Origin of the sequence: Sulfitobacter aestuariivivens, from assembly GCF_014763045.1 — a bacterium.
Lineage (GTDB): Bacteria > Pseudomonadota > Alphaproteobacteria > Rhodobacterales > Rhodobacteraceae > Sulfitobacter > Sulfitobacter aestuariivivens.
On record NZ_JACTAG010000002.1, the window covers coordinates 120,291 to 146,126 of the forward strand.

The window sequence follows — 25,836 nt, forward strand, 5'->3', positions numbered from 1 at the left end:
GGCGCAATGGCAGTACGTCTGCTCCATGCTGGCATACACGGAATACGGAACACCTGTCGCCAACGTGCCACCCCTCGTCATTGCGCACGGGCTTTATGGGTCGGGACGCAACTGGGGTGTGATTGCGAAACGGTTGTCGGACAAACGCCATGTGATCACGCCGGACATGCGCAACCATGGCACAAGCCCGCAGTCGCCGACACACAGCTATCCTGATCAGGCCAATGATCTGGCTGAGCTGATCCATGACATCGGCGCACCGGTCGACCTTTGTGGTCACTCCATGGGGGGCAAGGCCGCGATGACGCTTGCACTCACGCACCCGGGACTGCTGCGCAAGCTGGTTGTCGCTGACATTGCCCCGGTGGCCTACGGACACACGCAGGCGATGTTCATCGATGCCATGCGCAGCGTGGACATGTCGCGCGTCACCCGCCGCTCTGACGCCGAGGCGCAGCTGGCCGACGCTGGTGTGGAGCGCGCCTTGCAAAGCTTCTTCACGCAGTCGCTGGATGTGCCGGAGAAGCGGTGGCGCCTGAACCTTGATGTGCTCGAAGCCGAAATGGACAAGATAATTGGCTGGCCAGAAGACATTGCCGGCCAATTTGACGGGCCGGTCCTGTTCCTGTCCGGCGGCGCATCCGACTACGTACAGGTTGCGCACCGCGACCGCATCAAGTCTTTCTTCCCAGTGGCGCGTTTTGCAAAGCTTCCCGGGGCCGGACACTGGCTGCATGCTGAAAAACCCCGCGAATTCGAGGCCACCCTCCGCACATTTCTGGACGCCTGACACCCGCCACTTGACGCACGCAAAAATCCCACCAAAATTACTAATGTGAGTTTGGGGGCTCGTGGGAAGATGCTGAAATCGCTCTTCGAAAAAGTTCTGAATACCGTCATGGTGCACGACCAACTGCGCATCACCTATCCGGACGGATCCGTAAAATCCTATGGACCGCAAAGCGGTGAGACGGTTGGCTTTACCATCCATACACCCGCAACGCTGAGGCGCATGTGCATCAATCCTGAGCTGGGGCTGGGCGAAGGGTTTATGGATGGGACCATCACCCTTAACAATACCAGCCTTGACGATTTGCTTCGGGTATTGATCACGAACCGTAACGACGGGGGCGTACCGATGTGGTTACACCTGTCCAACCGGGGCCGGTTTCACATGCGCCGCTTCATTCAACGCAATACGCCCGAACGGGCACGGGCCAACGTGGCGCATCACTATGACATCTCGGACGCGCTTTATCAGCTGTTTCTGGACGAGGACATGCAATATTCCTGCGCCTATTTCACCGACCCCGACATGTCGCTGGAGCAAGCCCAGATCGCCAAAAAGTCCCATATCGCTGCCAAACTGCGGCTTGAACCGGACAACCATGTGCTGGACATCGGCTGCGGCTGGGGCGGCATGGCGCTGACGCTGGCGCGGGATTTTGGCGTGCGGGTGACAGGGGTGACACTGTCGCAAAATCAGTTGGACCGAGCCAACGCCCGCGCGCGCGCCGAAGGGTTAGAAGATCGCGTCACGTTCCGCCTGCAGGATTACCGCAATGTAGACGAAAAATTCGACCGCATCGTCAGCGTCGGCATGTTGGAGCATGTGGGCGTTCCGAACTACAGCACCTACTTTGCCAAGGTCGCCGATCTTCTGAAACCAAAAGGCGTGGGGCTGATCCATACCATCGGGCGCAGCGCACCACCCTTGCCCCATAGCGCGTGGATCAACAAGTACATCTTCCCTGGCGGGTATGTCCCGTCCCTGTCCGAACTGGCAGGACCAATCGAGAAAAGCGGGCTGTGGCAAACTGATATCGAGGTATGGCGCCTGCACTACGCGCAGACGATCCGCCACTGGCGCACACGGTTCGAGACCAATCTCGACAAGATCACGGCGATGTATGACGATCGTTTTGTCGCCATGTTCCGCTACTACTTCGCTGCCTGCATTGTCGCGTTTGAACATCAGATGCAGGCCGTCTACCAGTTTCAACTGACCCATGAACGCGATGCGGTGCCCCTAACCCGGGCATACCTGCACACATGATGACGGCACACGGCATCTGCGGCCCCGTTAAGTGCGGTTTGAGGTTGCAACGCCCCCCCCGGTGCCTATAACGCGGTTCAATTTGGCGCGCGTTCCCGCGCGCCCGTCTGACCGGGGGGCTCCATGCCAAAAAGAACCGATATCCAATCGATCATGATCATTGGCGCGGGCCCCATTGTTATCGGTCAGGCCTGCGAATTCGACTACTCCGGCGCACAGGCGTGCAAGGCGTTGAAGGAAGAAGGCTACCGGGTCATCCTCGTCAACTCCAACCCTGCGACGATCATGACGGATCCCGGACTGGCCGATGCCACCTATATCGAACCCATCACGCCGGATATTGTTGCCAAGATCATCGAAAAAGAACGCCCCGATGCGCTTTTGCCCACCATGGGCGGGCAGACCGGGCTGAACACCTCACTTGCCTTGGAAGAAATGGGCGTGCTCGACACTTTCAACGTCGAGATGATCGGGGCCAAGCGCGAAGCCATCGAAATGGCCGAAGACCGCAAGCTGTTCCGTGAGGCAATGGATCGTTTGGGTATCGAAAATCCCAAAGCCACGATTTGCACCGCACCGCTGGATGCATCGGGCAAGAAAGATCTTGTTGCTGGTGTGCAGTTGGCCCTTCAGGACCTCGAAGAGATCGGCCTGCCCGCGATCATCCGACCTGCATTTACCATGGGTGGGACCGGCGGCGGTGTGGCCTATAACCGCGAAGACTACGAACATTTCTGCCGGTCGGGCATGGATGCCTCTCCGGTAGGTCAAATCCTGATCGACGAAAGCCTGCTGGGCTGGAAGGAATTCGAGATGGAAGTCGTGCGCGATACCGCCGACAACGCCATTATCGTCTGTTCAATCGAGAACGTGGACCCGATGGGTGTGCATACCGGCGACAGCATTACCGTTGCCCCGGCCCTCACCCTCACGGACAAAGAATACCAGATCATGCGCAACCACTCGATCGCTGTCCTGCGCGAGATCGGCGTGGAAACCGGCGGCTCGAACGTGCAATGGGCCGTGAACCCCGACGATGGCCGCATGGTCGTGATCGAAATGAACCCGCGTGTCAGCCGCTCCTCCGCGCTGGCCTCCAAGGCGACCGGTTTCCCGATTGCCAAGATCGCCGCGAAACTCGCCGTGGGCTTTACACTCGATGAACTCGACAACGATATTACCGGTGTCACACCCGCCTCCTTTGAGCCCACAATCGACTACGTCGTCACCAAGATCCCCAAATTCGCGTTCGAGAAATTCCCTGGCTCTACCCCTGACCTGACAACAGCGATGAAGTCCGTGGGCGAGGCGATGTCCATCGGCCGCACCATCCACGAATCCCTGCAAAAAGCACTGGCGTCGATGGAATCCGGGCTGACCGGCTTTGACGAAATCGACATTCCCGGCGCACCGGACAAGGCGGCAGTCGTCAAGGCGATCAGCCTGCAAACCCCCGACCGGCTGCGTACAATCGCGCAGGCCATGCGGCACGGCATGACCGACGATGACATCCACGGGGTGACCATGTTCGATCCTTGGTTCCTTGCCCGCATCCGTGAGATCATCGAAGCCGAGGAAGGCGTCAGAACCAATGGCCTACCTTCGGATGTGGCCGCACTGCGGCATCTCAAGATGATGGGCTTTACCGATGCGCGTCTTGCGACGCTTTCAGCGCGTACCGAAGCCGAAGTGCGCCATGCGCGCCTGAACGCAGGCGTGCGCGCAGTCTTCAAACGGATCGACACCTGCGCGGCAGAATTCGAGGCGCAAACGCCCTACATGTATTCAACCTACGAAACCCCGATGATGGGCGACGTGGAATGCGAGGCACGCCCCTCGGATCGCAAAAAGGTCGTGATCCTTGGCGGTGGCCCCAACCGCATCGGGCAGGGCATCGAGTTCGATTATTGCTGCTGCCACGCCTGCTATGCGCTGACCGACGCGGGGTATGAGACCATCATGGTCAACTGCAACCCCGAGACCGTCTCAACCGACTACGACACTTCCGACCGTCTCTATTTCGAACCCCTCACCTTTGAACACGTGATGGAGATCCTGCGGGTCGAGCAGGAGAATGGCACCCTGCACGGCGTCATCGTTCAGTTTGGCGGCCAAACACCGCTGAAAATCGCCGCCGCACTGCAAGAGGCCGGCATTCCGATCCTCGGCACTACGCCCGACATGATTGATCTTGCGGAAGACCGCGAGCGGTTCCAGCAACTGGTGCAAAACCTTGGTCTCAAGCAACCGCGTAACGGGATCGCCTCGACGGACGCTCAGGCGCTCAGCATTGCCGAAGACATCGGTTTCCCGCTGGTGATCCGCCCGTCTTATGTGCTGGGCGGCAGGGCGATGGAAATCGTACGGGATATGGCGTCGCTTGAGCGGTACATCTCCACTGCGGTCGTTGTGTCGGGTGACAGCCCTGTGCTGCTGGACAGCTATCTCAGTGGTGCCGTTGAACTTGACGTCGACGCGCTGAGCGATGGGTCCGACGTCCACGTGGCCGGCATCATGCAGCACATCGAAGAGGCAGGCGTGCATTCCGGCGATTCAGCCTGTTCGCTTCCCCCGTACTCACTGCCGAGCGACATTATTGCCGAGGTGGAGCGCCAAACCAAGCTGCTTGCCAAGGCTCTTAACGTCGTCGGTTTGATGAATATCCAGTTCGCCGTCAAGAATGGTGAAATCTACCTTATTGAGGTCAACCCCCGCGCCTCGCGCACAGTGCCGTTCGTCGCAAAGGCGACTGATTCAGCGATTGCAAGCATCGCTGCGCGCGTCATGGCCGGTGAAAAGCTGAGCACCTTTCCCAAGCGCGCCGCCTACCCGCATCAAAGTTCCTATGCGGACGTGCTGCCATTGGGCGACCCGATGGAATTGGCTGACCCGAACATGCCTTGGTTCTCCGTCAAGGAAGCGGTGCTGCCCTTCGCCCGTTTCCCCGGCGTCGACACAATTCTCGGCCCCGAGATGCGCTCAACCGGTGAGGTCATGGGCTGGGATCGGGATTTCCCGCGCGCGTTTCTCAAGGCCCAGATGGGTGCGGGCACCATTTTGCCAGCCGAAGGGTGCGCATTCCTGTCGATCAAGGATGACGACAAGACCGACGACATGTTGAAATGCGCTGAAATTCTTTTAGAGCAAGGCTTTACCCTTGTGGCGACGCGGGGGACGGCGGCCTGGCTGAACACCCACGATCACACCTGCGGCACGGTCAACAAGGTCTACGAGGGGCGCCCCGATGTCACGGACATGATGAAAGACGGTCGCATCCACCTGGTGATGAACACCACCGAAGGCACACAGGCGGTCGAAGACAGTAAATCCATCCGGTCCATCGCGCTTTATGACAAGATCCCATACTATACGACTGCCGCGGGCAGCTATGCCGCCGCTCTGGCCATCAAGGCGCAGGCAGAAGATGAGATCGGGGTAAAGGCGCTGCAAGGCTAGGACGAAGACCTAGCTCTTCTTTCCAAAAAGGCGGCGCCACAGCGGCGCCTCCGGCTTTGCGTCAAAATCACGCTTCACCTCAAGCAAGCTGCGGTTTTTCAGTTCGGAAATGAGCGTTTCATTGGATCCGGCAAATGCAGGCAAGGTCACGGTTTGCCGCGTGTCGTTCAATGCCACGGCATGAAGACGTTCGACAAAAAGTGGTGTCGGCAGACGACGGCCCGAATGACCCTTTTCGATCCGCGTGATTGAAGTCTCAAATCGCTTCAGGTCCCCAAATTCCCACCGCGCACCGGGTTTCAGAATGCGGCGCGCGACAAAGGTTTTGTCTGTGATGCTGATTGCCGGTTTGAAAAAATACGTGGCCAGACGCGTGGCGAACCAAAGGATGCCAATGCCCAATGCGGCAAAAGTGACTGCCTCTAAGGGAGCGCTGAGATTATCATAGGCACCAAGAAGAAAGAACAAACCCATGAACGAAATGAAGGCGACGATGAAGCCAAACACGGCAACATTCCCTTCAACAACTGTCTCAAAGGGTCGGTCCGACATCATTCATCTCCGGATGTTCCGTGGACCAAAAGATGCGCGAGAGGTCAGTTCATATCAAGCAATACACGATGACCCGAAGGCGCACTTGTTGCTGCAGAAATTACAAAGCGGCAAGAATCCCCCAACCAATACCCGAATAACGAGAAGTTGTGATACGCTGGGAGAGTGTCGAAAGGAGTCAACTCATGCGTTTCACCGTTTCAATGTTTGCCACAGCAGCGCTGATCACTGCTTGCAGCCCGCCACCGCCGCCCGTCAGCACCGCCCTGCCCCTCTTCGGCGAGGGTTACCGTTTCAAGGGCGACGGCTGCCAACGGGTGGGTGAATCGCCGGCAACAGGGGAATACCTGGATGATGCCGCCGATCTGGTTGGATGCCCTGAAGACCTTGAAAACCTTGGTGTCTTTGTCATCGACTTCAATGCGCAAGAAGTAGCACGGATCGATGGGTACGTGCTCTATTCCGTGCCGGTACGCTAACCGCCAGGCGGTGTGCGCATGTAAGCCTTGCGCGCCCTTTTCAGGTTCATATCCATCAGATCCCCATAGATCGATGCCTTTTGTAACGCGCGGATCTCGACATTTTCGCCAAGGCTCGCAGTCACAAGAGTGTCACGCGACTTGTCCCAAAAAGCCGCGACCTTGCCTAGCAACACCCGCGCCGTGACGTTGGGCGGTGCCAGAATGTTGCGGTCCGGGTCGCCCGTTTGCAGTGCAGCCAGATCGGCCTCGAATTCGGCCTGGACCGACATCATGCGATCGTGTCCACGTTCGCCAAGCAGACCGACCTGGTTGAGACAAGCATCACGCAGCATGGCTTGCATGCGCGCCGATTGGTGGATGAGCGTCAACATGGTGTGCGCCGCGGCTGTGCTACCGGGCTTATCCTTGTCCAGCGAAAGGGCGGATGCACTCAGCGTGACTAACGCCCGTCCCACATCGGCACCATCGTCCAGCAGCAGCGACATCGGCACCCGGTGAACGTCCCCGGCGATAATCTGACGGGCTGACAAAGTCACAGCGCGTGCCTGAGCGTCCAACTCACTGAGCGCCTTGGCCCTTTCACTGTCCGTCTCGGCGGCAAGATCCTCAGTCACCAATTGTGCAAGTGACCGATCAAAACGGTCAGCGGCAGCAATCGCAGATCTGCTTAGCAGCGACCGGTCTGATCCGGCCAGAACAAAGCAGACGGCCTTGGTCATCTTTTTCAGTTCCACGCGCTGCTCAAGCAGAAGTTCCGCGCGCAGGGCAGCCGTATCGCGCATCTGGGCGGTGGCGGTGCGCACAAACATGCATGCACACAGCACTGCGAGGAAAAAAGTCGCGAATTTGATGTCTCAGCTCCCTACGTTCCACACAATCTTTTAGGTCTGATGGGTAAAGAAGATATGAAACCGGTATGCCCTTTTTGGTTACCTCCCTTGACCTTGGATATGCAATCCGGGCAAATCAGCGGGATCAAGGAGAACCTGCATGCATATACCGGCCATCACGGGCACGGGCGTTTTTACCCCTGAACAAACCATAACCAACGCAGAACTGGTTGAAGCATTCAACGCCCATGTCGATCTTTACAACGCAGAGCACGCAGCAGCCATCGCCGCGGGGGACGTCGAGGCCAAGGAATATTCATCCGAAGAGTTTATCGTCAAGGCATCCGGCATCGAACAGCGCTATGTGGTTGATAAAGAAGGCGTTCTGGACCCCAATGTCATGCATCCAAGGCTGCGCCAGCGCAGCGATGATGAGCCGTCGCTGATGGCCGAAATGGCAATTAATGCCGCGCAAAGCGCCCTTGCACAGGCCGGTCGTACGGCAGCGGACGTCGACGCGGTGATCTGTGCTGCATCGAATCTTGAGCGGGCCTATCCTGCCGTTGCGATCGAAATCCAGCAGCTGTTAGGCATCAAAGGCTTTGCCTTTGACATGAATGTGGCCTGTTCATCGGCAACGTTCGGCATTCAGGCGGCCGCCGACATGGTGCGTGCAGGATCCATCCGTTCCGCGCTGGTGGTGAACCCCGAGATCTGCTCGGCTCATCTGGAATGGCGCGACCGGGATTGTCATTTCATCTTTGGCGACGTCGCCACCGCCACCCTTATTGAACGGTCAGAAGATGCACGGGGGCCACATTTCGACATCAAATCAACCCGGTGCGCAACAGAGTTCAGCAATAATATCCGCAACAATAACGGCTTTCTGCGGCGCTCCAGACCCGATGGATTGACTGACAGGCGCGATATGCAATTTATGCAGAACGGGCGCAAAGTGTTCAAGGAAGTGCTGCCGCTTGTTGCCGATCATATTGCCGATCACATGGCCAGCGAAAGGGTTGACGCCGCCGATCTCAAACGCCTTTGGCTGCATCAGGCAAACAAGTCGATGAACGACTTTATTGGTCGCAAAGTGCTGGGTCGCACGCCCGAGACGGGAGAGCAGCCGAACATCCTGCAAGACTACGCGAACACGTCATCTGCCGGTTCAATCATCGCCTTCTCTAAATACTCCGATGATCTGGCGGAGGGGGATACGGGGCTCATCTGTTCGTTCGGGGCTGGCTACTCGGTAGGATCAGTTCTGGTTGAGAAACACGGCTGAGCAAAGCAGCTAATCGCCCTTTCTGGATACCCGTTTGTGAGCCTCTTCGGCGCTTTCCAAGCGCTCTGAATAGCGATCCACCAGATAATCGGCGCGCCCGCGTATCAGCCAGGTGAATTTGACCAGCTCTTCCATCACGTCGGTGATCCGCGCATAGAACGGGCCTTCGGGCAGGCGACCCGCGCTGTCAAATTCCAGCCACGCCTTGGGGATACTGGACTGATTGGGGATTGTGACCATCCGCATCCAACGCCCCAGAATACGCATCTGGTTGACGGCGTTGAATGACTGCGAGCCGCCGCTGACCTGCATCACCGCCAATGTCTTGCCTTGTGTCGGACGAATACCGCCCTGCAGAGACAGCGGCAGCCAATCGATCTGGGTTTTCATCAATCCGGTCATTGCCCCATGCCGTTCGGGGCTGGACCACACCATCCCTTCCGCCCAGACGGCAAGATCGCGCAGCTCAGCAACCTTGGGATGGTCAGGCTCTGACCCGTCGACAAGGGGCAAATCTTTAGGATCAAACATCTGCGTTTCACAGCCCAGAAGCCGCAGAATACGCCCCGCCTCTTCCGCGGCGCGGCGTGAATAGCTTTGCGGGCGCAGGGATCCGTAAAGCAGCAATATGCGAGGTTTGTGGCCCGGATCGTCGGGGGATTTCAGAGACGCGGTATCGATCTGGTGCAACAGTGCTGTCCGGAGCGCTGGCGTGTCGTCAGCCACTTTCGTCTTCCAGATTAAGCTTCATGTCGATCAGCACCTGTTGCAGCAGCGTCGTTTCCTTGAGCAGACGCTTGGCCTCATTCACCGTGATGCGACCGTCTTCCATGGATTGCTGATATTCTGCCATCAGCATGGCAAACCGCTGGCTAAGCGCGATCACATCAGAATTGACGCCACCCTTGCGATCAGCGTTCGGGCGGCGGTCGTCAAAGTTTAGACCAATGCCCTTCAGCTCGGCCAAGGCGGCGGTTACGTGGGGATAGCTGGACGATTCCTCAAGAAGTGCGACTGAATCGATCGGCATGAAACGGTCGGCATGTTCGGCATTGTCCGAATAATACCGCCCTAGCGTGGCCTTGGATTTGCCCGTCAATGCACAGGCCGGTTCGATACCAACGTCTTTGACCAGTGCTTCGGTGTGTTTCTTGAGATAGCTGCCAATGCCGGCCATAAACTTCTTCCCACTCCCAGAACCCACTTTCGCCCAATACCACCCCGGGGGAAAGCTCTATGGGTTTTCCCATTAATCGCTCTATCGGTAAATGTCATGAATTATTCACTTCTACAGATTGTTATGTGGAAGGGACGAGTAGCCGCTGCCCCCTTAGCGGTACAGGTTGGGGTCGTGCATCTTCGCGGTGACGGGGCACCACGGGCCGGAAACCCGGCAGCAGATCGCACGCACCCTTTGATGTACGACCTTGATCGACTGACACCGCCCCGGTAACACCCTGGCCATGGCAAAACTCTACTTCCACTACTCCACCATGAATGCAGGCAAATCGACCGTGCTTTTGCAGGCCGCTCACAACTATGTGGAACGCGGCATGGTACCTTATCTGATTACCGCACAATTCGACAACCGCGCAGGCGAAGGGCGTATCGGGTCTCGCATCGGGATCGGCAAGGACGCGGACACTTTCGCCACCAGCGAAGATATGTTTTCAAAGATCGCAAAGCGCCTGGATCAGAGACCATGTGCCTGCGTGTTCATAGACGAAGCCCAGTTTCTGGAAGAAGAACAGGTCTGGCAACTGGCCCGCGCGGTCGATGATTTGGGCGTGCCGGTCATGTGTTTTGGCTTGCGCGTCGATTTCCGGGGGCGCCTTTTTCCCGGTTCTGCGACGCTGCTCGCGCTGGCCGACGAGATGCGCGAGATCCGCACAATCTGCCACTGCGGCAAGAAAGCGACCATGGTTGTCAGACAGGACAGCGACGGCAAGGTGCTGCGCGATGGCGCACAGGTGCAGATTGGCGGAAACGAGACTTATGTCTCCCTATGTCGTCGCCATTGGCGCGAGGCCGTGGGCGACCGTTAAACCACGTTGGGTGGTGTCTGACCTGCCCGAAACGCCTGAAGATTTTCTGCGGCCATCCGCCCCATGTCCACGCGCACTTCCAAGGCTGATGTGCCCAGATGCGGCAACAGCACCACATTCTCAAGGCGGCGCAGCGCCTCGGGCACGTGCGGTTCGAATTCATAGACATCCAGCCCCGCACCACCGATCTGATTTGCATCAAGCGCCGCAATCAGCGCGGTTTCGTTCACAATATCGCCCCGGGCAATATTGATCAGGCGGGCATGGGACTGCATCGCTGACAGGACGTCGGCATCGATCATGTGTTTGGTGTCCGGGTTTGCCGGGACCGCGACCACAAGCACATCGACCTGACGGGCCATGTCGCTCAGGCTGGCAACCTTTTCTGCGGGAAAATCCAGTTTCTTAGCGCTGCGATTGAAATATTTCACACGCATGCCAAAGCCAAAGTGACAGCGGCGCGCAATCGCCTGACCGATCCGGCCCATGCCAGCGATGCCCACCGTCTTGCCACTGAGGTGGAGACCCAGCATCTGCGTCGGATGCCACCCCTCCCAATCACCTGATCGCACAAGCCGCTCGCCCTCACCGGCACGCCGCGCAGACATCAACATCAGCGTCATGGCAATATCCGCGGTTGCATCTGTCACGGCACCCGGCGTGTTGGTCACGAGGATACCGGCGGCCTTTGCCGCCGCTGTATCAATGTGATTGTAGCCCACGCCAAAGTTGGCAAGGATCTTGCACCGGGGCGCGGACACCTGACCAATCACATCCGCTGAAAACGCATCCCCCAAGGTGGGCAGAACGGCGTCATAGCCGCGCAACGCTCCGACCAATTCGTCATGTGACAGCGGATGCGTCTCTGACCGCACGGTGAGCTCGAATTCGACCAGGTTCGCCAGCACGGCGTCGGGCAGGGGACGTGTAACAAGGAGTTTCATCAATGCATCCGCCCACCGTCAGGAACCTTGCTGTCAGGGCTGAGCAGGACAATCGCACCGTCGTCGTCCGGCACCCCCAGCACCAGCACTTCGGACATGAAAGGCCCGATCTGGCGTGGTGGAAAGTTAACAACAGCCATAACCTGTCGCCCGATCAGCGTGGCAGGGTCATAATGCACCGTGATCTGGGCTGAAGTCTTGCGCTCTCCGATCTCACCGCCAAAATCCACCCAAAGCTTGATCGCAGGTTTGCGCGCTTCCGGGAACGGTTCGGCCCGGACAACAGTGCCGACGCGAATGTCGACCTTGAGAAAGTCGTCGAAGCTGAGGTTATCCACGGGCCAACTCCCTTGACCTGTCGGTTGCGGCCTTCACGGCACGTTCCAGCAAGGCCGGAAAACCATTTTCCGGGTCCATCAACACCTCCAGCGCGGCTTGGGTGGTGCCATTGGGGCTGGTAACGTTGATCCGCAACTGAGCGGGGTCATCCTCTGCCGCCATTGCCAGCGCACCAGCACCGGCAACCGTCGCCTTGGCCAATTGCAGCGCCATCTGCGCAGGCAATCCCTGCGCTTCGCCGGCCGCTGCCAAGGTTTCGATCATGTGGAACACATAGGCCGGGCCAGAGCCGCTGACACCCGTCACCGCATCGATCTGATCCTCGGATGTCAGGCGCACGACCTGCCCCACCGCGCTCAGCAACAACTCTGCCTCATCCAGCGCCGTATCCCCCGCCACGTCATTGGCCACAATCGCCGTAATGCCCTTTGAAATCGCTGCCGGTGTGTTTGGCATGGAGCGCACGATGGGGGTGCCCGCCCCAAGAATTTCTTCGAAGGTTCCAATCGTGATCCCAGCCGCCACGCTGACAAAAAGCGTGTCGCCATTGCCCATCGCCTGCAAAGTCGGCAGCGCGTCCGCCATCATCTGCGGCTTGACCGCGACCAGCACGATGGCTGGCGCCGTGGGCAGATCGGTGTTCAGGTTGATCCCCTGCGTACGCAGCCAATCCGACGGTTTTGGATCGATAACCCAGACGGACGCAGGCGGCAGCCCCTTTGCCAGCCAGCCTGCCAGCATCGCCGACCCCATCTTGCCACACCCCAGCAGCACCAGCCCCTGATTTGCTATCCGTGTGTCTTGCATAAAAAATCCCCCGAATGGCTTCGGGGGATACTGTTAGATCGTTTCGGGGTCTGCGAAAACCGCCAATGCGTCAGGCGTGGCCGTAGGCCTCTGCAATCGCAACCTGAAGCGCTTCCTTGGGCGTTCGATCGCCCCAGACCAACAGTTGCAACGCGGGGTAATACCGCTCGGCGCTCAATACCGCGGCGCGGATCATCGTGTCGATCTGATCGGGGCTCGCATCCTGCCCGCCTGACAACACCAGACCATAGCGATAGACCATCATCTGCTGCTCGGCCCAATAGGTGAAAGCACCGGCCCAGCACTGATCGTTCACATCGTTCAACAGCGCATAAAGACCCGGCAGTTTTTCCTCTGGCGGCTCCATCTCGAAGGTGCAGACCAACCGCAGTGTTTCATCATAGCTGGACCACGCCAGTGTCAGGGAATAGGTGCGCCACTGCCCCTCAACCGCCATCGCGATCTGCTCGTCCGAGATGCGGTCAAAGTCCCACTCGTGGTGGGCCGCCAGGTGCTCCACGATGTCGATGGGGTGAATGTCGTCTTCAAGGTAATGCTCGCTCAGGGCCATGTGCCACCTCTTTTCTGTCCCGGCCTGACGTCTCTAACGGACCCCAAGACCTATTCGCCTGTACAAGAGAGCGTGGGCAACCCCAGCGCCCTCTACAAGATATGGTGCGACCTTTGACAAAGCCTGACAACCCCATTTCTTGGGGATAACCACAATTGATTGAGGATAACTGCAATATCTTGTGGGCAAGCTGCATCAGCACACAAGAATTTACACACAGGGCTTGATTGCAAAATGTTTTCGGAGTCTTATTCAACTCCGCAAAGTCGGGCGCCCCGAAAGTGCATTCAGGGTGCCTCGCGTTAACTTTTCCTTAACAAACGGACTGCGTGTCAGTCGCTGTTGTTGCCCTCAAGCGCGTCCAGCCGCGCCTTGAGCGCATCGTTTTCCTCGCGCGCCTTCTGCGCCATTGCGCGTACGGCGTCGAATTCTTCGCGCGTGACAAAGTCGCGATCAGCCAGCCAGCGGTCCATCATGCCTTTCATGGCATTTTCCGCCTCTTCCTTGGCGCCCTGGGCCACGCCCATGGCATTGGTCATCATCTGGCCGATGTCGTCGAATATCTTGTTACGGGTCTGCATGGGTCTCTCCGATCTCGCTGTTATCCTCTATATGGGGGCGCGGCGCCGTCTGGGCAAGGTTGACTTCCCTTGCCAGCCGCGCTCAATCGTCGCCATGATTGCCGCGCTTCCATTTCCCGACATTTCGCCCGAGATCTTCTCGATCACCCTGTTTGGCATGACCTTCGCGCTGCGCTGGTATGCCTTGGCCTATATCGTTGGCATGATCCTCGGCTGGCGGATCGTTGTGCGCGCTGTGCGGACGCCAAGACTTTGGCGCAATGATACGCCGGTCATGGAACCTGCGAAAGTCGAAGACCTGTTTTTCTGGGTAATCCTCGGCGTCATTTTGGGTGGACGCCTGGGGTATGTCCTCTTCTACCAACTTGGCAGCTACCTTTCCGACCCCCTTCGGGTGCTCGCCGTATGGGAAGGCGGAATGTCCTTTCACGGCGGGGCCATCGGTGTCTTGCTGGCATTTTACCTCTTTACCAGACGCCATCATTTAGACCCCACATCAACGGGCGATATGGTGGCACTTGGGCTCGCTCCCGGTCTGTTTCTGGGACGCGTCGCGAACTTCATCAATGCGGAACTTTGGGGCCGGCCTACCGATGTGCCATGGGGCGTGATTTTTCCCACGCAGGCAGCACAGTACTGCCCCGACGTGGTGGGCCTGTGCGCGCGCCACCCGTCGCAACTTTACGAGGCCCTGCTCGAAGGGTTGGTGCTGGGTGGCTTGCTGATCTGGATGGCATGGCGGCGTGGTGCACTCAAACGCCAAGGGCTGATCGGCGGGACTTTCCTGATGGGCTACGGCATCGCCCGTTTCCTTGTCGAATTCTTTCGCCAGCCCGACGCGCAGTTCATCAGCGACGGCAACCCCCTTGGACTTGCGCTGCAAATGGGGGGCTTTGGGCTGACCATGGGTCAGCTTCTGTGCATTCCGATGGTGTTGGTCGGCCTCTACTTCGTGCTGCGCGCCAACAAGCAGAGGTGACGCTCAAGGAACATATCCTTGCCCGCATCGCGGCCAGTGGCCCGATGCGTCTGGATGATTATATGTCCACCTGCCTGCTGCACCCGACGCTTGGGTATTACACAACCCGCGCGCCGTTCGGTCAGAACGGGGATTTCATCACAGCACCGGAGATCAGCCAGATGTTTGGCGAACTCCTTGGACTGGCGCTTGCGCAGGCCTGGATGGATCAGGGCGCGCCGCCCCGGTTTACTCTGGCTGAAATGGGGCCCGGACGCGGAACCCTGATGGCGGATGCCTTGCGTGCAACAAGTCGGGTTCCCGGTTTCGCCAAAGCCGCCGAGATCACGTTGTTTGAGGCATCTCCCGCCCTTCAGCGCCAACAGTACGATGCACTGAAAGATCACACCGTCAGCTGGATCACCGACCTGCAAAAACTGCCCGACCAGCCCCTTTACCTGCTCGCCAATGAATTCTTCGATGCCCTGCCCATCCGCCAGTTCGTGCGTAACGGCACTCAGTGGCGCGAACGGCAGGTGGGGGCGACGGACGGAACGCTCACATTTGGGCTGGGCCCAGTCCTGCCGCAACCTGCGCTGCAGGACCGCCTTGAAGACACCCAGGAGGGCGATCTGGTTGAAACCTGCGCTCCCGCCACGGCAACCGTGGGGCAAATTGCGGGGCTGATCGCCAGAAATGGCGGCGCGGGCATCATCATCGACTATGGCGACTGGCGTACATTGGGCGATACCTTTCAGGCTGTGCGCGGGCATGAAGCCACCGATCCGCTTGCGGCACCCGGACACGCCGACCTGACAGCCCATGTTGATTTCGAGGCGCTGACGCAGGCCAGCGACGCTTGCCGGCATACCCGTATCACGCCCCAGGGCGTTTTTCTGGAGCGCCTGGGCATCACCGCGCGGGCCCAATCGCTTGCCGAAAACCTCAGGGGTCCCGCACTGGATCAACATATCGCCGCGCATCGGCGGTTGACGCACCCGGAAGAAATGGGAAACCTGTTCAAGGTGATGGGGCTCTATCCACAAGGGTGCCCCCCTCCCCCCGGATTGGAGCCGTGATCGCTGGATGACACTGGAGATTCTCACCTCAGACGCGTTGGCTGACGTGCGCCATGGGTTCTTTACCCGCCGCGGCGGTGCTTCGTCAGGGGTATTTACGGGCCTTAATTGCGGTACGGGCAGCACCGATCAAAAAGACATCGTCGCAATCAACAGAGCGCGTGTCGCCGATGCGATGGGCGTGCAGGTGGACCATTTGGCGGGGGTCCATCAGGTGCACTCCGCAGATGTGATCACCGTGACGGGTCCGATGGCCGAAAAACCCCGCGCCGATGGCCTCGTTACCTCAACACCCGGTCTGGCGCTGACTGTTCTGACGGCAGATTGCCAGCCCGTGCTTTTTGCAGATACCACAGCAGGTGTCATTGGTGCCGCGCATGCGGGCTGGCGCGGCGCGCTTGACGGCGTTCTTGAGGCGACAGTCGCCGCCATGGAGAATCTTGGCGCTGCCCGCGGTGCGATCACCGCGGTGATCGGCCCTTCCATCAGCCAACGCGCATACGAAGTTGGACCGGAATTCATGGATGCGTTCCTGGCAGAAGATCACGAGTACGCACGCTTTTTCGTTCAAGGTGAAGGAGACCGATTGCAGTTCGACCTGCCCGGCTTTGGTCTCAGTCAATTGCGGAATGCTGGTGTTGGTCATGCCGAATGGACCCGGCACTGCACTTACAGCGATCCCGGGCGCTTCTATTCGTACCGCCGCACGGTGCATGAAAAAGAAGCAGACTATGGTCGCCTGATCGCCGCGATCAGTCTTTGACGGCTGCCACAATTGCCAGCCGCATGGATGCCGCTGGGTTCCTAAAAACCTTTTCTTCGCCCAAAAGCGGCCCGATTGGACCGCCATATTGTTTCTAAGCAAAGGCAAAAGCCGCGCAGAAACGATTGAGGAAGACAGAGATGAAAGCAGGCACGCGATTCATTAAAAACGTGGTCGAGGTGGCCGCGAAAGCAAATCCCCCGATGCCCTGGACGCGCGGCGCACGCCGTGCCGCCTTTATCGCCAAGCGAAACGCCGAAGCCCAGACCCGCAAGTCCGCCTGAACTGGAACAGACCCCTTAGTCAGTCATCTGGTTTGAGTTCAAGACCCCCGCCCGTTGATTCGGGCGGGGGTTCTTGTTTGTGCAATTGTGGCAGTCCGGGCGGCCAATGCGGAAACAAAAAGGCGAATTTGCACAAAATTGGCCCGGTGCAACGGCTCAATGTCTCCCAAACTTTGACAATCGCACCCGATCATGTCGATTTAGGTGTCATCAAAGACAAGGAATGACGATAGAAACGTGATTTCCGCGTTGTCGGTGGGGCCGACACGGACGTGACACCGAAGATCGAAGGTTTTCGTATGACACTTGATGCTGCCACGGCCCCGCGCCAAATGACATTTTCCAAAACACCCTCAGGCTATGGCCTCAGCGTGACCAGAGACAACGTTGACGACCCCCGCTCGGCGCAACAAGTGCCTACGCGCAGCTATGAGGTTGCCGCGTTGCGCGCGGACGGCTCTGTGTTCATCGGACAGGACCGCGCGCCGGCGCTCCCGTTCTTTGAATCGGCTTATTCAGCCTTTGCACGCGGCACATTGATCCAGACCGCCGACGGCGAAGTCGCGGTCGAAGATCTGCAGCCGGGGGATATGATCCAGACCTCAACGGGAGAGCCCGCGCAGCTGATTTGGATCGGCTCCTCCAACTTTGTGCCCGCAGATGCCGGACGCAGAATGCCGCTGATCCGCATTATGCCGGACAGTTTTGGCCAAAACCGCCCCAGTTCCTTTTTGACCGTCGGTCCTGGTGCACGGGTATTGCACACACCACACCACCTGCGTGGCGAGGCGGGGGGCACCCAGATGCTGACGCCCGCACGCGCTTTGGTCGATGGGGTCAATGTGATCGAAGTTGTGCCGCCCACGCCGGTGCGTCTGTTCCATCTGTGCCTTACGCGACACGCGGCCATTCAGGCTGGCGGCATCGAGATGGAGACCTTTCATCCCGGTGCAAATTCAGCGCGCAGCGTCTCCCATTCAATGCGTGACCGGTTTCTGGGCATGTTCCCGCGGATCAGTCATATGACGGATTTTGGCCCGCTCGCGCATCCACGTGCGCCTGAACAAGACGCCGGAGACGAGCTGAGCTGAGCAGAGGTATCAGGCCGACGTTTCGAGGCGCTTTTCCAGCACGTCGAACGGCACGCCGGGGTCGTCTTTTGAGCCGCGGATGACAAGGCTGGTCTTGACGCTTTCAACATTTGGCGTGGTCAGAAGCTCTCCCGTCAAAAAGCTTTGAAAGCTGCTCAGGTCGGGAGCGACGCATTTGAGGATGAAATCCACCTCACCGTTGAGCATGTGGCACTCGCGCACAAGAGGCCAGGCGCGACATTTCTCTTCGAACCGGCTGAGATCCGTTTCTGCCTGGCTGGCGAGACCCACCATGGCGAAAACCTGAACCTCGAAACCCAATTCCCGTGCGTCGATCTCGGCATGGTAGCCCTTGATATACCCCTGTTCCTCTAGGGTTCGGACACGGCGTAGGCAAGGCGGTGCCGATATGCCCACGCGTTTGGCCAATTCCACATTGGTCATGCGCCCATCCGACTGCAGTTCTGCCAGTATTTTGCGATCTATGGGGTCGAGCCGTGTGCCAGCCATTCGTGTCCCTCCCGAATTTGCGATTCTTATAGCAGTCGGCGATAGGTGCGCAATATTGTTTCGTACAAGCGCAAGATTCTTTCTGGCAGGGCAAAATTTTCCAAAAATTTTGACGCTCCTTGCCGGTGGTTCGACGCACGTCAGACCGCGCGCATGCGGTGGCGCCGGGATTAGGTATTTGAGAAAGGGTGAAGCAGGGTTGGGGGTTTAAGCGTCTTCGTTCAGCGTCTATATCAGCGGGGCTGCACTTTAACTTTACGCCCGGGGGCTTGTCATGGCTGAGACACGTAAAACCAAGGTTCTTATCATCGGTTCAGGCCCCGCAGGCTATACGGCCGGGGTTTATGCCAGCCGTGCGATGGTGGAACCCATTCTTGTCCAGGGGATCGAGCCCGGTGGCCAGCTGACCACAACTACCGAAGTGGAAAACTGGCCCGGCGATACCGAAGTGCAGGGTCCCGATCTGATGATCCGGATGGAAGCGCATGCCAAGGCCATGGGAACCGAAATCATCGGTGACATTATTACCGATCTTGATCTGTCGTCGCGGCCGTTTCATGCCACTGGCGACAGCGGCACCACCTACGTGGCGGATGCGGTGATCCTGGCGACAGGCGCGCGTGCAAAATGGTTGGGTTTGGAGAGCGAAGAAAAGTTCAAGGGGTTTGGTGTGTCGGCCTGCGCGACCTGCGATGGGTTTTTCTATCGCGGTCAGGAGATTGTGGTGGTCGGCGGTGGCAACACGGCTGTGGAAGAAGCCCTGTTTCTGACCAACTTTGCCTCCAAGGTCACCCTGATCCATCGCCGTGATGAATTGCGCGCCGAAAAGATCCTTATTAACCGGTTGATGAAAAACCCAAAGATTGAACCGCTATGGGATCACACATTGGAAGAAGTCTATGGCACGAACAGCCCGCTGGGGGTGGAAGGCGTCAAGGCCAGGCACGTCAAATCCGGTGAAATCACCGACATACCCGCAAAGGGCGTTTTCATCGCCATCGGTCATGCCCCTGCCAATGAACTGGTCAAAGACGTGCTGGAAACCCACATGGGCGGCTATGTGGTGACCAAACCCGACAGCACTCAAACGTCGATTCCCGGCGTGTTTGCCGCTGGCGATCTGACGGATCACACGTATCGACAGGCAGTGACCTCTGCTGGTATGGGGTGTATGGCCGCGCTGGAAGCAGAGCGGTTTCTGGCAGAGCAGGGCGAGGATGTTGAGGTCGCAGGTGGCAAAGACCATGCGGAGCCCTTGGGGTACGGCGCGAAAGTCGAGGCCTGAACCGCGCGCCGTCCAAGGCGCTGGCATTGACGCTGGGGGTGGCGAACACAAAGCCGTTGCGCATCGGACACCTTTTCAGCCGACCACAAAGTTTGTTCTTTTCTGAACAAACTTTTTTTGCTAGATGCGCTCACGAATGAACACATCGTGAGCCCGTTAAAGTGTCCACCCGCAAGACACCCCTCATAACACCAGAGGAAGACACGCTTTTCCGCCTTCTGCGTCAGATTGATCTGATGCCGAATGCCTCTCAGCGTGCGCTATCCACAGCGATTGGCGTGTCGCTTGGGCGGCTTAACGGGGAACTCAAGTCTGCCATCGCCCATGGCTTCATTCAAACAAGCGAGCGGGACAGCACGGATCGACGACAACGGGTGTCGTACATGTTGACGCGCAAGGGCGCGACTGAAAAGGCGCGTCTCACCGATCGGTTTCTTGCCCGAAAATTCGCGGAATATGACGCATTGCATGCGGAACTCACCGGCACATCCAGCGGCCAGGTGCCGCCCCATAACAGGACTACACTGATGGAAAACAATCTTGCCCCCATTCCGGAGCTCTATGTCTCATACGATTCAGCACAAAAGCTGAAGGTTGAGGCTGCAGATCTTGTCAGCCACGATCTGACCCCGCGCCAGATATGCGATCTTGAGCTGCTGATGAACGGGGGGTTCAACCCCTTGAAAGGATTTCTCACCGAAGAGGATTACAACGGTGTGGTCGACAACATGCGGCTGGCGGATGGCACGCTGTGGCCGATGCCGATCACGCTGGACGTTTCCGACGAGTTTGCCGGCACGCTCGAGATCGGCCAGGATATCGCCCTGCGCGATCAGGAAGGCGTGATCCTTGCGACAATGACCGTCACCGACCGCTGGGAGCCCAACAAGGCGCACGAGGCCGCGCAGGTCTTTGGCGCCGATGACAGCGCACATCCTGCGGTGAACTATCTGCACAATCAGGCGGGCAAGATCTATCTGGGCGGACCTGTTGTGGGCATCCAGCAGCCCGTACACTACGATTTCCGCGGCAGCCGGGACACGCCAAACGAATTGCGCGCCTATTTCCGTAAGGTGGGCTGGCGCCGCATTGTGGCCTTCCAGACCCGAAATCCGCTGCACCGCGCGCATCAGGAACTGACGTTCCGTGCCGCACGCGAGGCACAGGCGAACCTGCTGATCCATCCCGTCGTCGGGATGACAAAGCCCGGCGATGTAGACCATTTCACCCGTGTGCGTTGCTATGAGGCGGTGCTGGACAAATATCCCGCCGCCACCACCAACATGAGCCTGCTAAACCTTGCCATGCGCATGGCAGGCCCGCGGGAAGCCGTCTGGCACGGGCTCATTCGCAAGAACCACGGCTGTACCCATTTCATCGTTGGCCGCGACCACGCAGGCCCCGGCAAGAACTCAAACGGGGACGATTTTTATGGCCCCTATGACGCGCAGGATCTGTTCCGTGCGCATCAGGAGGAGATGGGCATCGAGATGGTCGACTTCAAACATATGGTTTGGGTCGATGAGCGCGCGCAATACGAAGCAATTGACGAGATTGAAGACAAGGATAACGTCACCATCCTCAATATCTCGGGCACTGAATTGCGCCGTCGTCTGCAGGAAGGTCTGGAAATTCCTGAATGGTTCTCCTTCCCGGAAGTCGTCAGGGAACTGCGCCGCACCCGTCCCCCCCGCAGCCAGCAAGGCTTCACTGTGTTCTTCACGGGTTTCTCTGGGTCTGGCAAATCAACCATTGCCAATGCGCTGATGGTAAAGCTGATGGAGATGGGCGGCCGCCCGGTGACCTTGCTGGACGGCGATATCGTCCGCAAAAACCTCAGTTCAGAGCTTGGCTTTTCCAAAGAACACCGCGACCTCAACATCCGGCGGATTGGATATGTGGCCTCTGAAATCACGAAAAACGGAGGTATCGCCATCTGCGCGCCGATCGCACCCTATGCCACGACGCGCCGCGCGGTGCGCGAGGATATCGAAGCGTTTGGTGCTTTCGTGGAAGTCCATGTAGCCACCTCGATTGAAGAATGCGAACGCCGTGATCGCAAAGGCCTGTACAAGCTTGCGCGGGCCGGGAAAATCAAGGAATTTACAGGCATTTCAGATCCCTATGACGTTCCTCAGAACCCTGAGCTGAGCGTAGAGACAGAGAATGTGGATGTGGACAACTGCGCCCATCAGGTCTTGCTAAAGCTTGAGTCGATGGGTCTGATCGCGGGCTGATTACCTTCGAAAAACGACCAAGAACGCAGCCCAATTTCGGGCTGCGTTTTGCACATCATCAATCTGGCAAGAAGACTTGACCGGACATCATGACGATGCCGTGCCCGCCAACCTTGACCCCGGTGATCGCATCCTTGGGACCCAGCACTTCGATCTGTGCCTGGCCGGGCCTGCCCATTCCGTGCCCTTGTTCTGCGACAAAGGCCGGGGCATCAATGAAATTATGCGCCCAGAGATAGGCGGCCATGGCCCCGCTTGCGGATCCCGTAAACGGGTCCTCTGGCGGGCTGGGTGGCGCCAGCAAGAGGCGCGCATAGGTATACCCCTGGCCCGTTGCACCATCAAGCGTCACCCAGAAGGGCTCCATGATATCAATGCCATCCTGCCCAAGGTGTGCGGCATAGGCGGCCAACCCTTCAGGATCGATCGCCACCCGGTCCAGCACATCACGCCCCTTGAGGACCGTGATACAAAAAGGCAGGCCGGTGGACACGACCTGCGGCTGGCCCACGATATCTTCTGCCCGGATCCCGCCAACGGCGGCCACAATATCCGGCGGAACGGTCTGGCCGAACACGGGCGCAACCTGTGTCATGGTGATCAGACCATCGGCCACATCCACCGACACAATCCCCGCGCCGGTCTCAAGCGTGAGAAGGCCGGGCGCAATCTTCTTGCGGTGCAATAGAGCTGCCACGGTGGCCAGGGTCGGATGACCCGCGAACGGTATTTCCCGGCTGGCAAGATAGTATTTCACGTGAACGTCCGCGATATCCGATGGACCGGTAAAGGTGCACTCCACCAGCGACGTCTCACGCACGTAGTTCATGCAAATCTCATCGCTCAGGACCGCACCACCATGGACGACAGCGCACCCGTTTCCGCCAAAGGGCCTATCGGTAAACGCATCCACCCAATCGAATTCGAATTGCATCATTGGCCTCCTGAAAACAACAAAGGCCGCAGACATGTCTGCGGCCTCCCTGTTGTTTCTAGTGCGGCTGGGGCCGTGACCCAAGCGGATTAATGTACCAATACAGGCGCGTAATCATGCTCGCGGGCCAGCGCGAACGCCAGCTTACGATCGCCCACCAAGGCCAGCTGCTGACCGGCTGAGTCGTGCACGGCATAGATCTGCTCAAGCCCTTCTGCCTGCTCACGCACTTCGCGGGGCAGATCGATCACATCGATTGTCTTGACGTAAACCGTCCGGTCTGCGCTTTGGGATGTCATCATTTCCATCGCTTTACCCTTTCTTGATCTTGATCGTCTGAACCACGGTTTCCGGTTCGGCGCGGGTCAGATCGACATGCAGCAAACCGTTTTCCATCTGCGCCTCGCCCACATCGACACCATCGGCCAGAACAAACGAACGTTGGAACTGTCGCGCGGCGATACCACGATGCAGATATACCCGGCCTGCGCTGTCGTCAGTCTGCCGACCGCGAATGACCAACTGTCTGTCTTCAACTGTTATGGACAGGTCTTGTTCCGAAAACCCGGCCACCGCGAGCGTGATGCGATAGCTAAAGTCGGAGGTCTGTTCGATATTGAAAGGAGGATAGCCCTCATTGCCACCCTTGGCGGTGCGTTCCAGCACCCTCTCAAGCTGCTCAAACCCCAGCATATGGGGATAGGAAGCAAGCGTCAGTTTCGTCATGCGACACGTCCTTATCATCTCAAGCGACAGTCAGATTTTTGGCCCCGTGATCGGCGACCCTTGATCTAAATATGGGAAACATGGGCGACCCATGCAAGGGCTATGCGAGAAGATGCCTAACGCTTATATTACAGGTTCGATCAACTTTCGGGAATCACGCCACAAATGAACGCCCCCAGCGATCTGTCCATGAAAACCGATGAGGTCCTGCGCGTCGAGCTTGAGGTCTTTCGGCGTGAGCATCGCGATCTGGATGATGCGATTCACGCGCTCACAGAACGCGGTACGGCTGATCAACTGACGCTCAAGCGGTTGAAAAAGCGCAAACTCAAGCTCAAAGACATGATCGCCGTCATCGAAGATCGCCTGACCCCCGATATCATTGCCTGAGCCATCACGCGCGCATTGCCAAGGGCCGCGCCTTGTCTATAGTGCGCGCTTCTTCTCCGAGCCTGAGGCCAGAAAATCATGACCCATCCCTCCGTCGGCATCATCATGGGATCGCAATCAGACTGGGGCACCATGCGAGAGGCCGCCAGTCTGCTTGATGACCTTGGCATCACGTATGAAAAGCGCATCGTCTCTGCCCACCGCACGCCCGACCGGCTTTGGGAATATGGGAAAACAGCCGTTTCGCGCGGCTTGCAGGTGATCATCGCCGGCGCAGGCGGTGCGGCGCACCTGCCCGGCATGATGGCGTCAAAAACCCGCGTGCCCGTCATCGGGGTGCCGGTGCAGACCAAGGCGCTCTCGGGCGTCGATTCGCTTTATTCCATTGTGCAAATGCCTAAGGGATATCCCGTGGCAACGATGGCCATCGGTTCAGCGGGAGCCGCGAATGGTGCGCTGATGGCGGCCAGCATTCTGGCCTTGCACGACACCGAACTGGCCGAACGCCTGGATTCTTGGCGCAGTTCTCTCAGCGCATCAATCCCGGAGCATCCGAGCGATGACTGACCCGCTCCCGCTTGGCAGCACCATCGGCATCTTGGGCGGCGGTCAGTTGGGCCGGATGCTGTCCGTCGCCGCAGCACGCCTTGGCTTCAAATGCCACATCTTTGAGCCGGGCACCAAGCCGCCCGCTGGCGATGTCGCACATGCAGTGACCACCGCAAGCTACGAAGGCATCGACGCCCTGACCCGCTTTGCGAAAGCCTGCGATGTGGTCACTTTCGAATTCGAAAACATCCCGACCTCCGCGCTTGACGTGATCGAGGCGCACGCCCTCATCCGCCCGGGTCGCGAAGCCTTGCGGGTGTCCCAGGACCGCCTCACCGAAAAGAACTATCTGCAGGATCTTGGGCTGACAGTCGCGCCCTTCGCCGATATCCCGGATGCCGCCGCCATGACGCAGGCCATGAATACGGTGGGCACGCCGTCGATCCTCAAAACTCGTCGCTTTGGCTATGACGGCAAGGGGCAGGCCCGCCTCAAGACCCCCCAGGACGCCGATGCGGCCCTTGCCGACATGCAGGATGCGCCTGCCATTCTGGAAGGGTTCGTTGACTTCGACTTTGAGGTATCGGTCATCGCCGCACGTGGCCCTTCAGGCGATGTCGCCTGCTTTGATCCCGGCGAAAACGTCCACCGGAACGGCATTCTGCATACTACCACCGTGCCTGCACGTCTGAGCAGTGCACAAAAGACAGACGCCGTTCTGTTGACCGCCAAGATATTGAATGCGCTTGAGTATATCGGCGTGATGGGTGTCGAGTTATTCGTCGCCGACGGTCAGCTTATCGTGAATGAAATCGCACCGCGCGTGCACAACTCAGGCCACTGGACACAGAATGGCTGCACCGTGGATCAATTCGAGCAGCACATCCGTGCGATCGCCGGTTGGCCGCTGGGCGACGGCACGCGCCATGCCGATGTGGTGATGGAAAACCTGATCGGCGACGACATGGACCGCGTGCCCGCACTCGCACGCGCGGCCGACACCGCACTCCACCTCTATGGCAAGGCAGAAACCAAACCGGGCCGCAAGATGGGTCACGTCAACCGCATCTCGCGCTGACGCA

Annotated in this window: 29 protein-coding genes; 16 read left to right on the top strand and 13 right to left on the bottom strand. The window is 58.6% G+C overall.

Going from position 1 to position 25,836, the window contains the following annotated elements:
- Positions 1–25: 25 nt before the first annotated feature.
- The 3 genes from H9Q16_RS10310 to carB all read left to right on the top strand — a co-directional run bounded on the left by H9Q16_RS10310 (position 26) and on the right by carB (position 5,512).
- The gene (locus H9Q16_RS10310) at positions 26–790 is read left to right on the top strand and encodes an alpha/beta fold hydrolase (protein WP_191076769.1); all 765 of its coding nucleotides are present in this window, start codon (positions 26–28) and stop codon (positions 788–790) included.
- A gap of 69 nt (positions 791–859) precedes the next feature.
- On the top strand, positions 860–2,056 hold the full coding sequence (locus tag H9Q16_RS10315) for an SAM-dependent methyltransferase (RefSeq protein ID WP_191075355.1): 1,197 nt from the start codon (positions 860–862) through the stop codon (positions 2,054–2,056).
- Between the two features lie 123 nt (positions 2,057–2,179).
- Positions 2,180–5,512: a carbamoyl-phosphate synthase large subunit gene (carB, locus tag H9Q16_RS10320; RefSeq protein WP_191075356.1), complete on the top strand. Its 3,333-nt coding sequence runs from the start codon at positions 2,180–2,182 to the stop codon at positions 5,510–5,512.
- A 9-nt stretch (positions 5,513–5,521) separates the two neighbouring features.
- Here carB and H9Q16_RS10325 read toward each other — a convergent pair whose 3' ends face one another.
- Positions 5,522–6,019, bottom strand: a complete 498-nt coding sequence (locus H9Q16_RS10325) for a hypothetical protein (protein WP_216859398.1) — start codon at positions 6,017–6,019, stop codon at positions 5,522–5,524.
- Positions 6,020–6,249: 230 nt separating this feature from the next.
- Between H9Q16_RS10325 and H9Q16_RS10330 the strand changes: the two genes are divergently transcribed.
- Entirely contained in the window at positions 6,250–6,543 is a 294-nt protein-coding gene (locus H9Q16_RS10330) for a hypothetical protein (RefSeq protein ID WP_191075358.1), read from the top strand.
- Here the strand turns inward: H9Q16_RS10330 and H9Q16_RS10335 are convergent.
- Positions 6,540–7,355 carry a hypothetical protein gene (locus H9Q16_RS10335; RefSeq protein WP_191075359.1) on the bottom strand — a complete coding sequence of 272 codons (816 nt, stop codon included), beginning with the start codon at positions 7,353–7,355 and terminating at the stop codon, positions 6,540–6,542. The two genes, H9Q16_RS10330 and H9Q16_RS10335, sit on opposite strands and share 4 nt — an antisense overlap.
- Before the next feature lie 181 nt (positions 7,356–7,536).
- Between H9Q16_RS10335 and H9Q16_RS10340 the strand changes: the two genes are divergently transcribed.
- On the top strand, positions 7,537–8,661 hold the full coding sequence (locus tag H9Q16_RS10340) for a beta-ketoacyl-ACP synthase III (protein ID WP_191075360.1): 1,125 nt from the start codon (positions 7,537–7,539) through the stop codon (positions 8,659–8,661).
- A 9-nt stretch (positions 8,662–8,670) separates the two neighbouring features.
- On the opposite strand, the gene arsH is transcribed toward H9Q16_RS10340, so the two are convergent.
- Both arsH and H9Q16_RS10350 read right to left on the bottom strand, forming a co-directional pair.
- Positions 8,671–9,387, bottom strand: a complete 717-nt coding sequence (gene arsH / locus H9Q16_RS10345; protein WP_343067826.1) for an arsenical resistance protein ArsH — start codon at positions 9,385–9,387, stop codon at positions 8,671–8,673.
- Positions 9,380–9,838, bottom strand: a complete 459-nt coding sequence (locus H9Q16_RS10350) for a hypothetical protein (RefSeq protein ID WP_191075361.1) — start codon at positions 9,836–9,838, stop codon at positions 9,380–9,382. Before H9Q16_RS10350 ends, arsH begins: the two co-directional genes overlap by 8 nt.
- Positions 9,839–10,124: 286 nt before the next feature.
- Here H9Q16_RS10350 and H9Q16_RS10355 point away from each other — a divergent pair, with 286 nt between their 5' ends.
- The gene (locus H9Q16_RS10355) at positions 10,125–10,706 is read left to right on the top strand and encodes a thymidine kinase (protein ID WP_191075362.1); all 582 of its coding nucleotides are present in this window, start codon (positions 10,125–10,127) and stop codon (positions 10,704–10,706) included.
- On the opposite strand, the gene H9Q16_RS10360 is transcribed toward H9Q16_RS10355, so the two are convergent.
- The 5 genes from H9Q16_RS10360 to H9Q16_RS10380 form a co-directional block, all read right to left on the bottom strand.
- Positions 10,703–11,653, bottom strand: coding sequence for a 2-hydroxyacid dehydrogenase (locus tag H9Q16_RS10360; RefSeq protein WP_191075363.1), 951 nt, complete (start codon positions 11,651–11,653; stop codon positions 10,703–10,705). The genes H9Q16_RS10355 and H9Q16_RS10360 overlap by 4 nt on opposite strands.
- The gene (locus H9Q16_RS10365; protein ID WP_191075364.1) at positions 11,650–11,988 is read right to left on the bottom strand and encodes a tRNA-binding protein; all 339 of its coding nucleotides are present in this window, start codon (positions 11,986–11,988) and stop codon (positions 11,650–11,652) included. The genes H9Q16_RS10360 and H9Q16_RS10365 overlap by 4 nt, the downstream gene beginning before the upstream one ends.
- The gene (gene proC, locus H9Q16_RS10370) at positions 11,981–12,796 is read right to left on the bottom strand and encodes a pyrroline-5-carboxylate reductase (RefSeq protein ID WP_191075365.1); all 816 of its coding nucleotides are present in this window, start codon (positions 12,794–12,796) and stop codon (positions 11,981–11,983) included. The genes H9Q16_RS10365 and proC overlap by 8 nt, the downstream gene beginning before the upstream one ends.
- 70 nt (positions 12,797–12,866) lie before the next feature.
- A complete protein-coding gene (locus H9Q16_RS10375; RefSeq protein WP_191075366.1) occupies positions 12,867–13,367 on the bottom strand; it encodes a type III secretion system chaperone family protein in 501 nt (166 codons plus the stop codon).
- Positions 13,368–13,699: 332 nt separating this feature from the next.
- On the bottom strand, positions 13,700–13,948 hold the full coding sequence (locus tag H9Q16_RS10380) for an accessory factor UbiK family protein (RefSeq protein ID WP_191075367.1): 249 nt from the start codon (positions 13,946–13,948) through the stop codon (positions 13,700–13,702).
- 94 nt (positions 13,949–14,042) lie between these two features.
- On the opposite strand from H9Q16_RS10380, the gene lgt reads away from it, so the two are divergent.
- From lgt to H9Q16_RS10405, 5 genes are all read left to right on the top strand, one after another.
- Positions 14,043–14,927 carry a prolipoprotein diacylglyceryl transferase gene (lgt, locus tag H9Q16_RS10385; protein WP_191076771.1) on the top strand — a complete coding sequence of 295 codons (885 nt, stop codon included), beginning with the start codon at positions 14,043–14,045 and terminating at the stop codon, positions 14,925–14,927.
- Entirely contained in the window at positions 14,924–15,985 is a 1,062-nt protein-coding gene (locus tag H9Q16_RS10390) for an SAM-dependent methyltransferase (RefSeq protein ID WP_191075368.1), read from the top strand. Before lgt ends, H9Q16_RS10390 begins: the two co-directional genes overlap by 4 nt.
- A 7-nt stretch (positions 15,986–15,992) precedes the next feature.
- Complete coding sequence (gene pgeF / locus H9Q16_RS10395) at positions 15,993–16,748, top strand: peptidoglycan editing factor PgeF (protein ID WP_191075369.1); 756 nt, start codon at positions 15,993–15,995, stop codon at positions 16,746–16,748.
- A gap of 140 nt (positions 16,749–16,888) precedes the next feature.
- On the top strand, positions 16,889–17,032 hold the full coding sequence (locus tag H9Q16_RS10400) for a hypothetical protein (protein ID WP_191075370.1): 144 nt from the start codon (positions 16,889–16,891) through the stop codon (positions 17,030–17,032).
- Positions 17,033–17,331: 299 nt separating this feature from the next.
- Complete coding sequence (locus tag H9Q16_RS10405; protein ID WP_246455706.1) at positions 17,332–18,123, top strand: Hint domain-containing protein; 792 nt, start codon at positions 17,332–17,334, stop codon at positions 18,121–18,123.
- Between the two features lie 9 nt (positions 18,124–18,132).
- On the opposite strand, the gene H9Q16_RS10410 is transcribed toward H9Q16_RS10405, so the two are convergent.
- Positions 18,133–18,633, bottom strand: coding sequence for an Lrp/AsnC family transcriptional regulator (locus H9Q16_RS10410; RefSeq protein ID WP_191075371.1), 501 nt, complete (start codon positions 18,631–18,633; stop codon positions 18,133–18,135).
- 274 nt (positions 18,634–18,907) lie between these two features.
- On the opposite strand from H9Q16_RS10410, the gene trxB reads away from it, so the two are divergent.
- Complete coding sequence (gene trxB / locus H9Q16_RS10415) at positions 18,908–19,918, top strand: thioredoxin-disulfide reductase (protein ID WP_191075372.1); 1,011 nt, start codon at positions 18,908–18,910, stop codon at positions 19,916–19,918.
- 236 nt (positions 19,919–20,154) lie between these two features.
- Positions 20,155–22,155 (top strand): bifunctional sulfate adenylyltransferase/adenylylsulfate kinase, encoded by a 2,001-nt coding sequence (locus tag H9Q16_RS10420; RefSeq protein WP_191076773.1) that lies wholly within the window; start codon positions 20,155–20,157, stop codon positions 22,153–22,155.
- A 58-nt stretch (positions 22,156–22,213) separates the two neighbouring features.
- Here H9Q16_RS10420 and H9Q16_RS10425 read toward each other — a convergent pair whose 3' ends face one another.
- The 3 genes from H9Q16_RS10425 to H9Q16_RS10435 all read right to left on the bottom strand — a co-directional run bounded on the left by H9Q16_RS10425 (position 22,214) and on the right by H9Q16_RS10435 (position 23,815).
- Complete coding sequence (locus tag H9Q16_RS10425) at positions 22,214–23,092, bottom strand: PhzF family phenazine biosynthesis protein (RefSeq protein ID WP_191075373.1); 879 nt, start codon at positions 23,090–23,092, stop codon at positions 22,214–22,216.
- A gap of 86 nt (positions 23,093–23,178) precedes the next feature.
- Positions 23,179–23,397 (bottom strand): DUF1150 family protein, encoded by a 219-nt coding sequence (locus H9Q16_RS10430; protein WP_386259923.1) that lies wholly within the window; start codon positions 23,395–23,397, stop codon positions 23,179–23,181.
- A gap of 4 nt (positions 23,398–23,401) precedes the next feature.
- The gene (locus H9Q16_RS10435; RefSeq protein WP_191075374.1) at positions 23,402–23,815 is read right to left on the bottom strand and encodes an Hsp20 family protein; all 414 of its coding nucleotides are present in this window, start codon (positions 23,813–23,815) and stop codon (positions 23,402–23,404) included.
- 165 nt (positions 23,816–23,980) lie between these two features.
- Between H9Q16_RS10435 and H9Q16_RS10440 the strand changes: the two genes are divergently transcribed.
- From H9Q16_RS10440 to H9Q16_RS10450, 3 genes are all read left to right on the top strand, one after another.
- Positions 23,981–24,205 carry a YdcH family protein gene (locus H9Q16_RS10440; RefSeq protein ID WP_191075375.1) on the top strand — a complete coding sequence of 75 codons (225 nt, stop codon included), beginning with the start codon at positions 23,981–23,983 and terminating at the stop codon, positions 24,203–24,205.
- Between the two features lie 78 nt (positions 24,206–24,283).
- A complete protein-coding gene (gene purE / locus H9Q16_RS10445; RefSeq protein WP_191075376.1) occupies positions 24,284–24,772 on the top strand; it encodes a 5-(carboxyamino)imidazole ribonucleotide mutase in 489 nt (162 codons plus the stop codon).
- Positions 24,765–25,832, top strand: a complete 1,068-nt coding sequence (locus H9Q16_RS10450; RefSeq protein ID WP_191075377.1) for a 5-(carboxyamino)imidazole ribonucleotide synthase — start codon at positions 24,765–24,767, stop codon at positions 25,830–25,832. Before purE ends, H9Q16_RS10450 begins: the two co-directional genes overlap by 8 nt.
- The last annotated feature ends 4 nt before the right edge of the window (positions 25,833–25,836 follow it).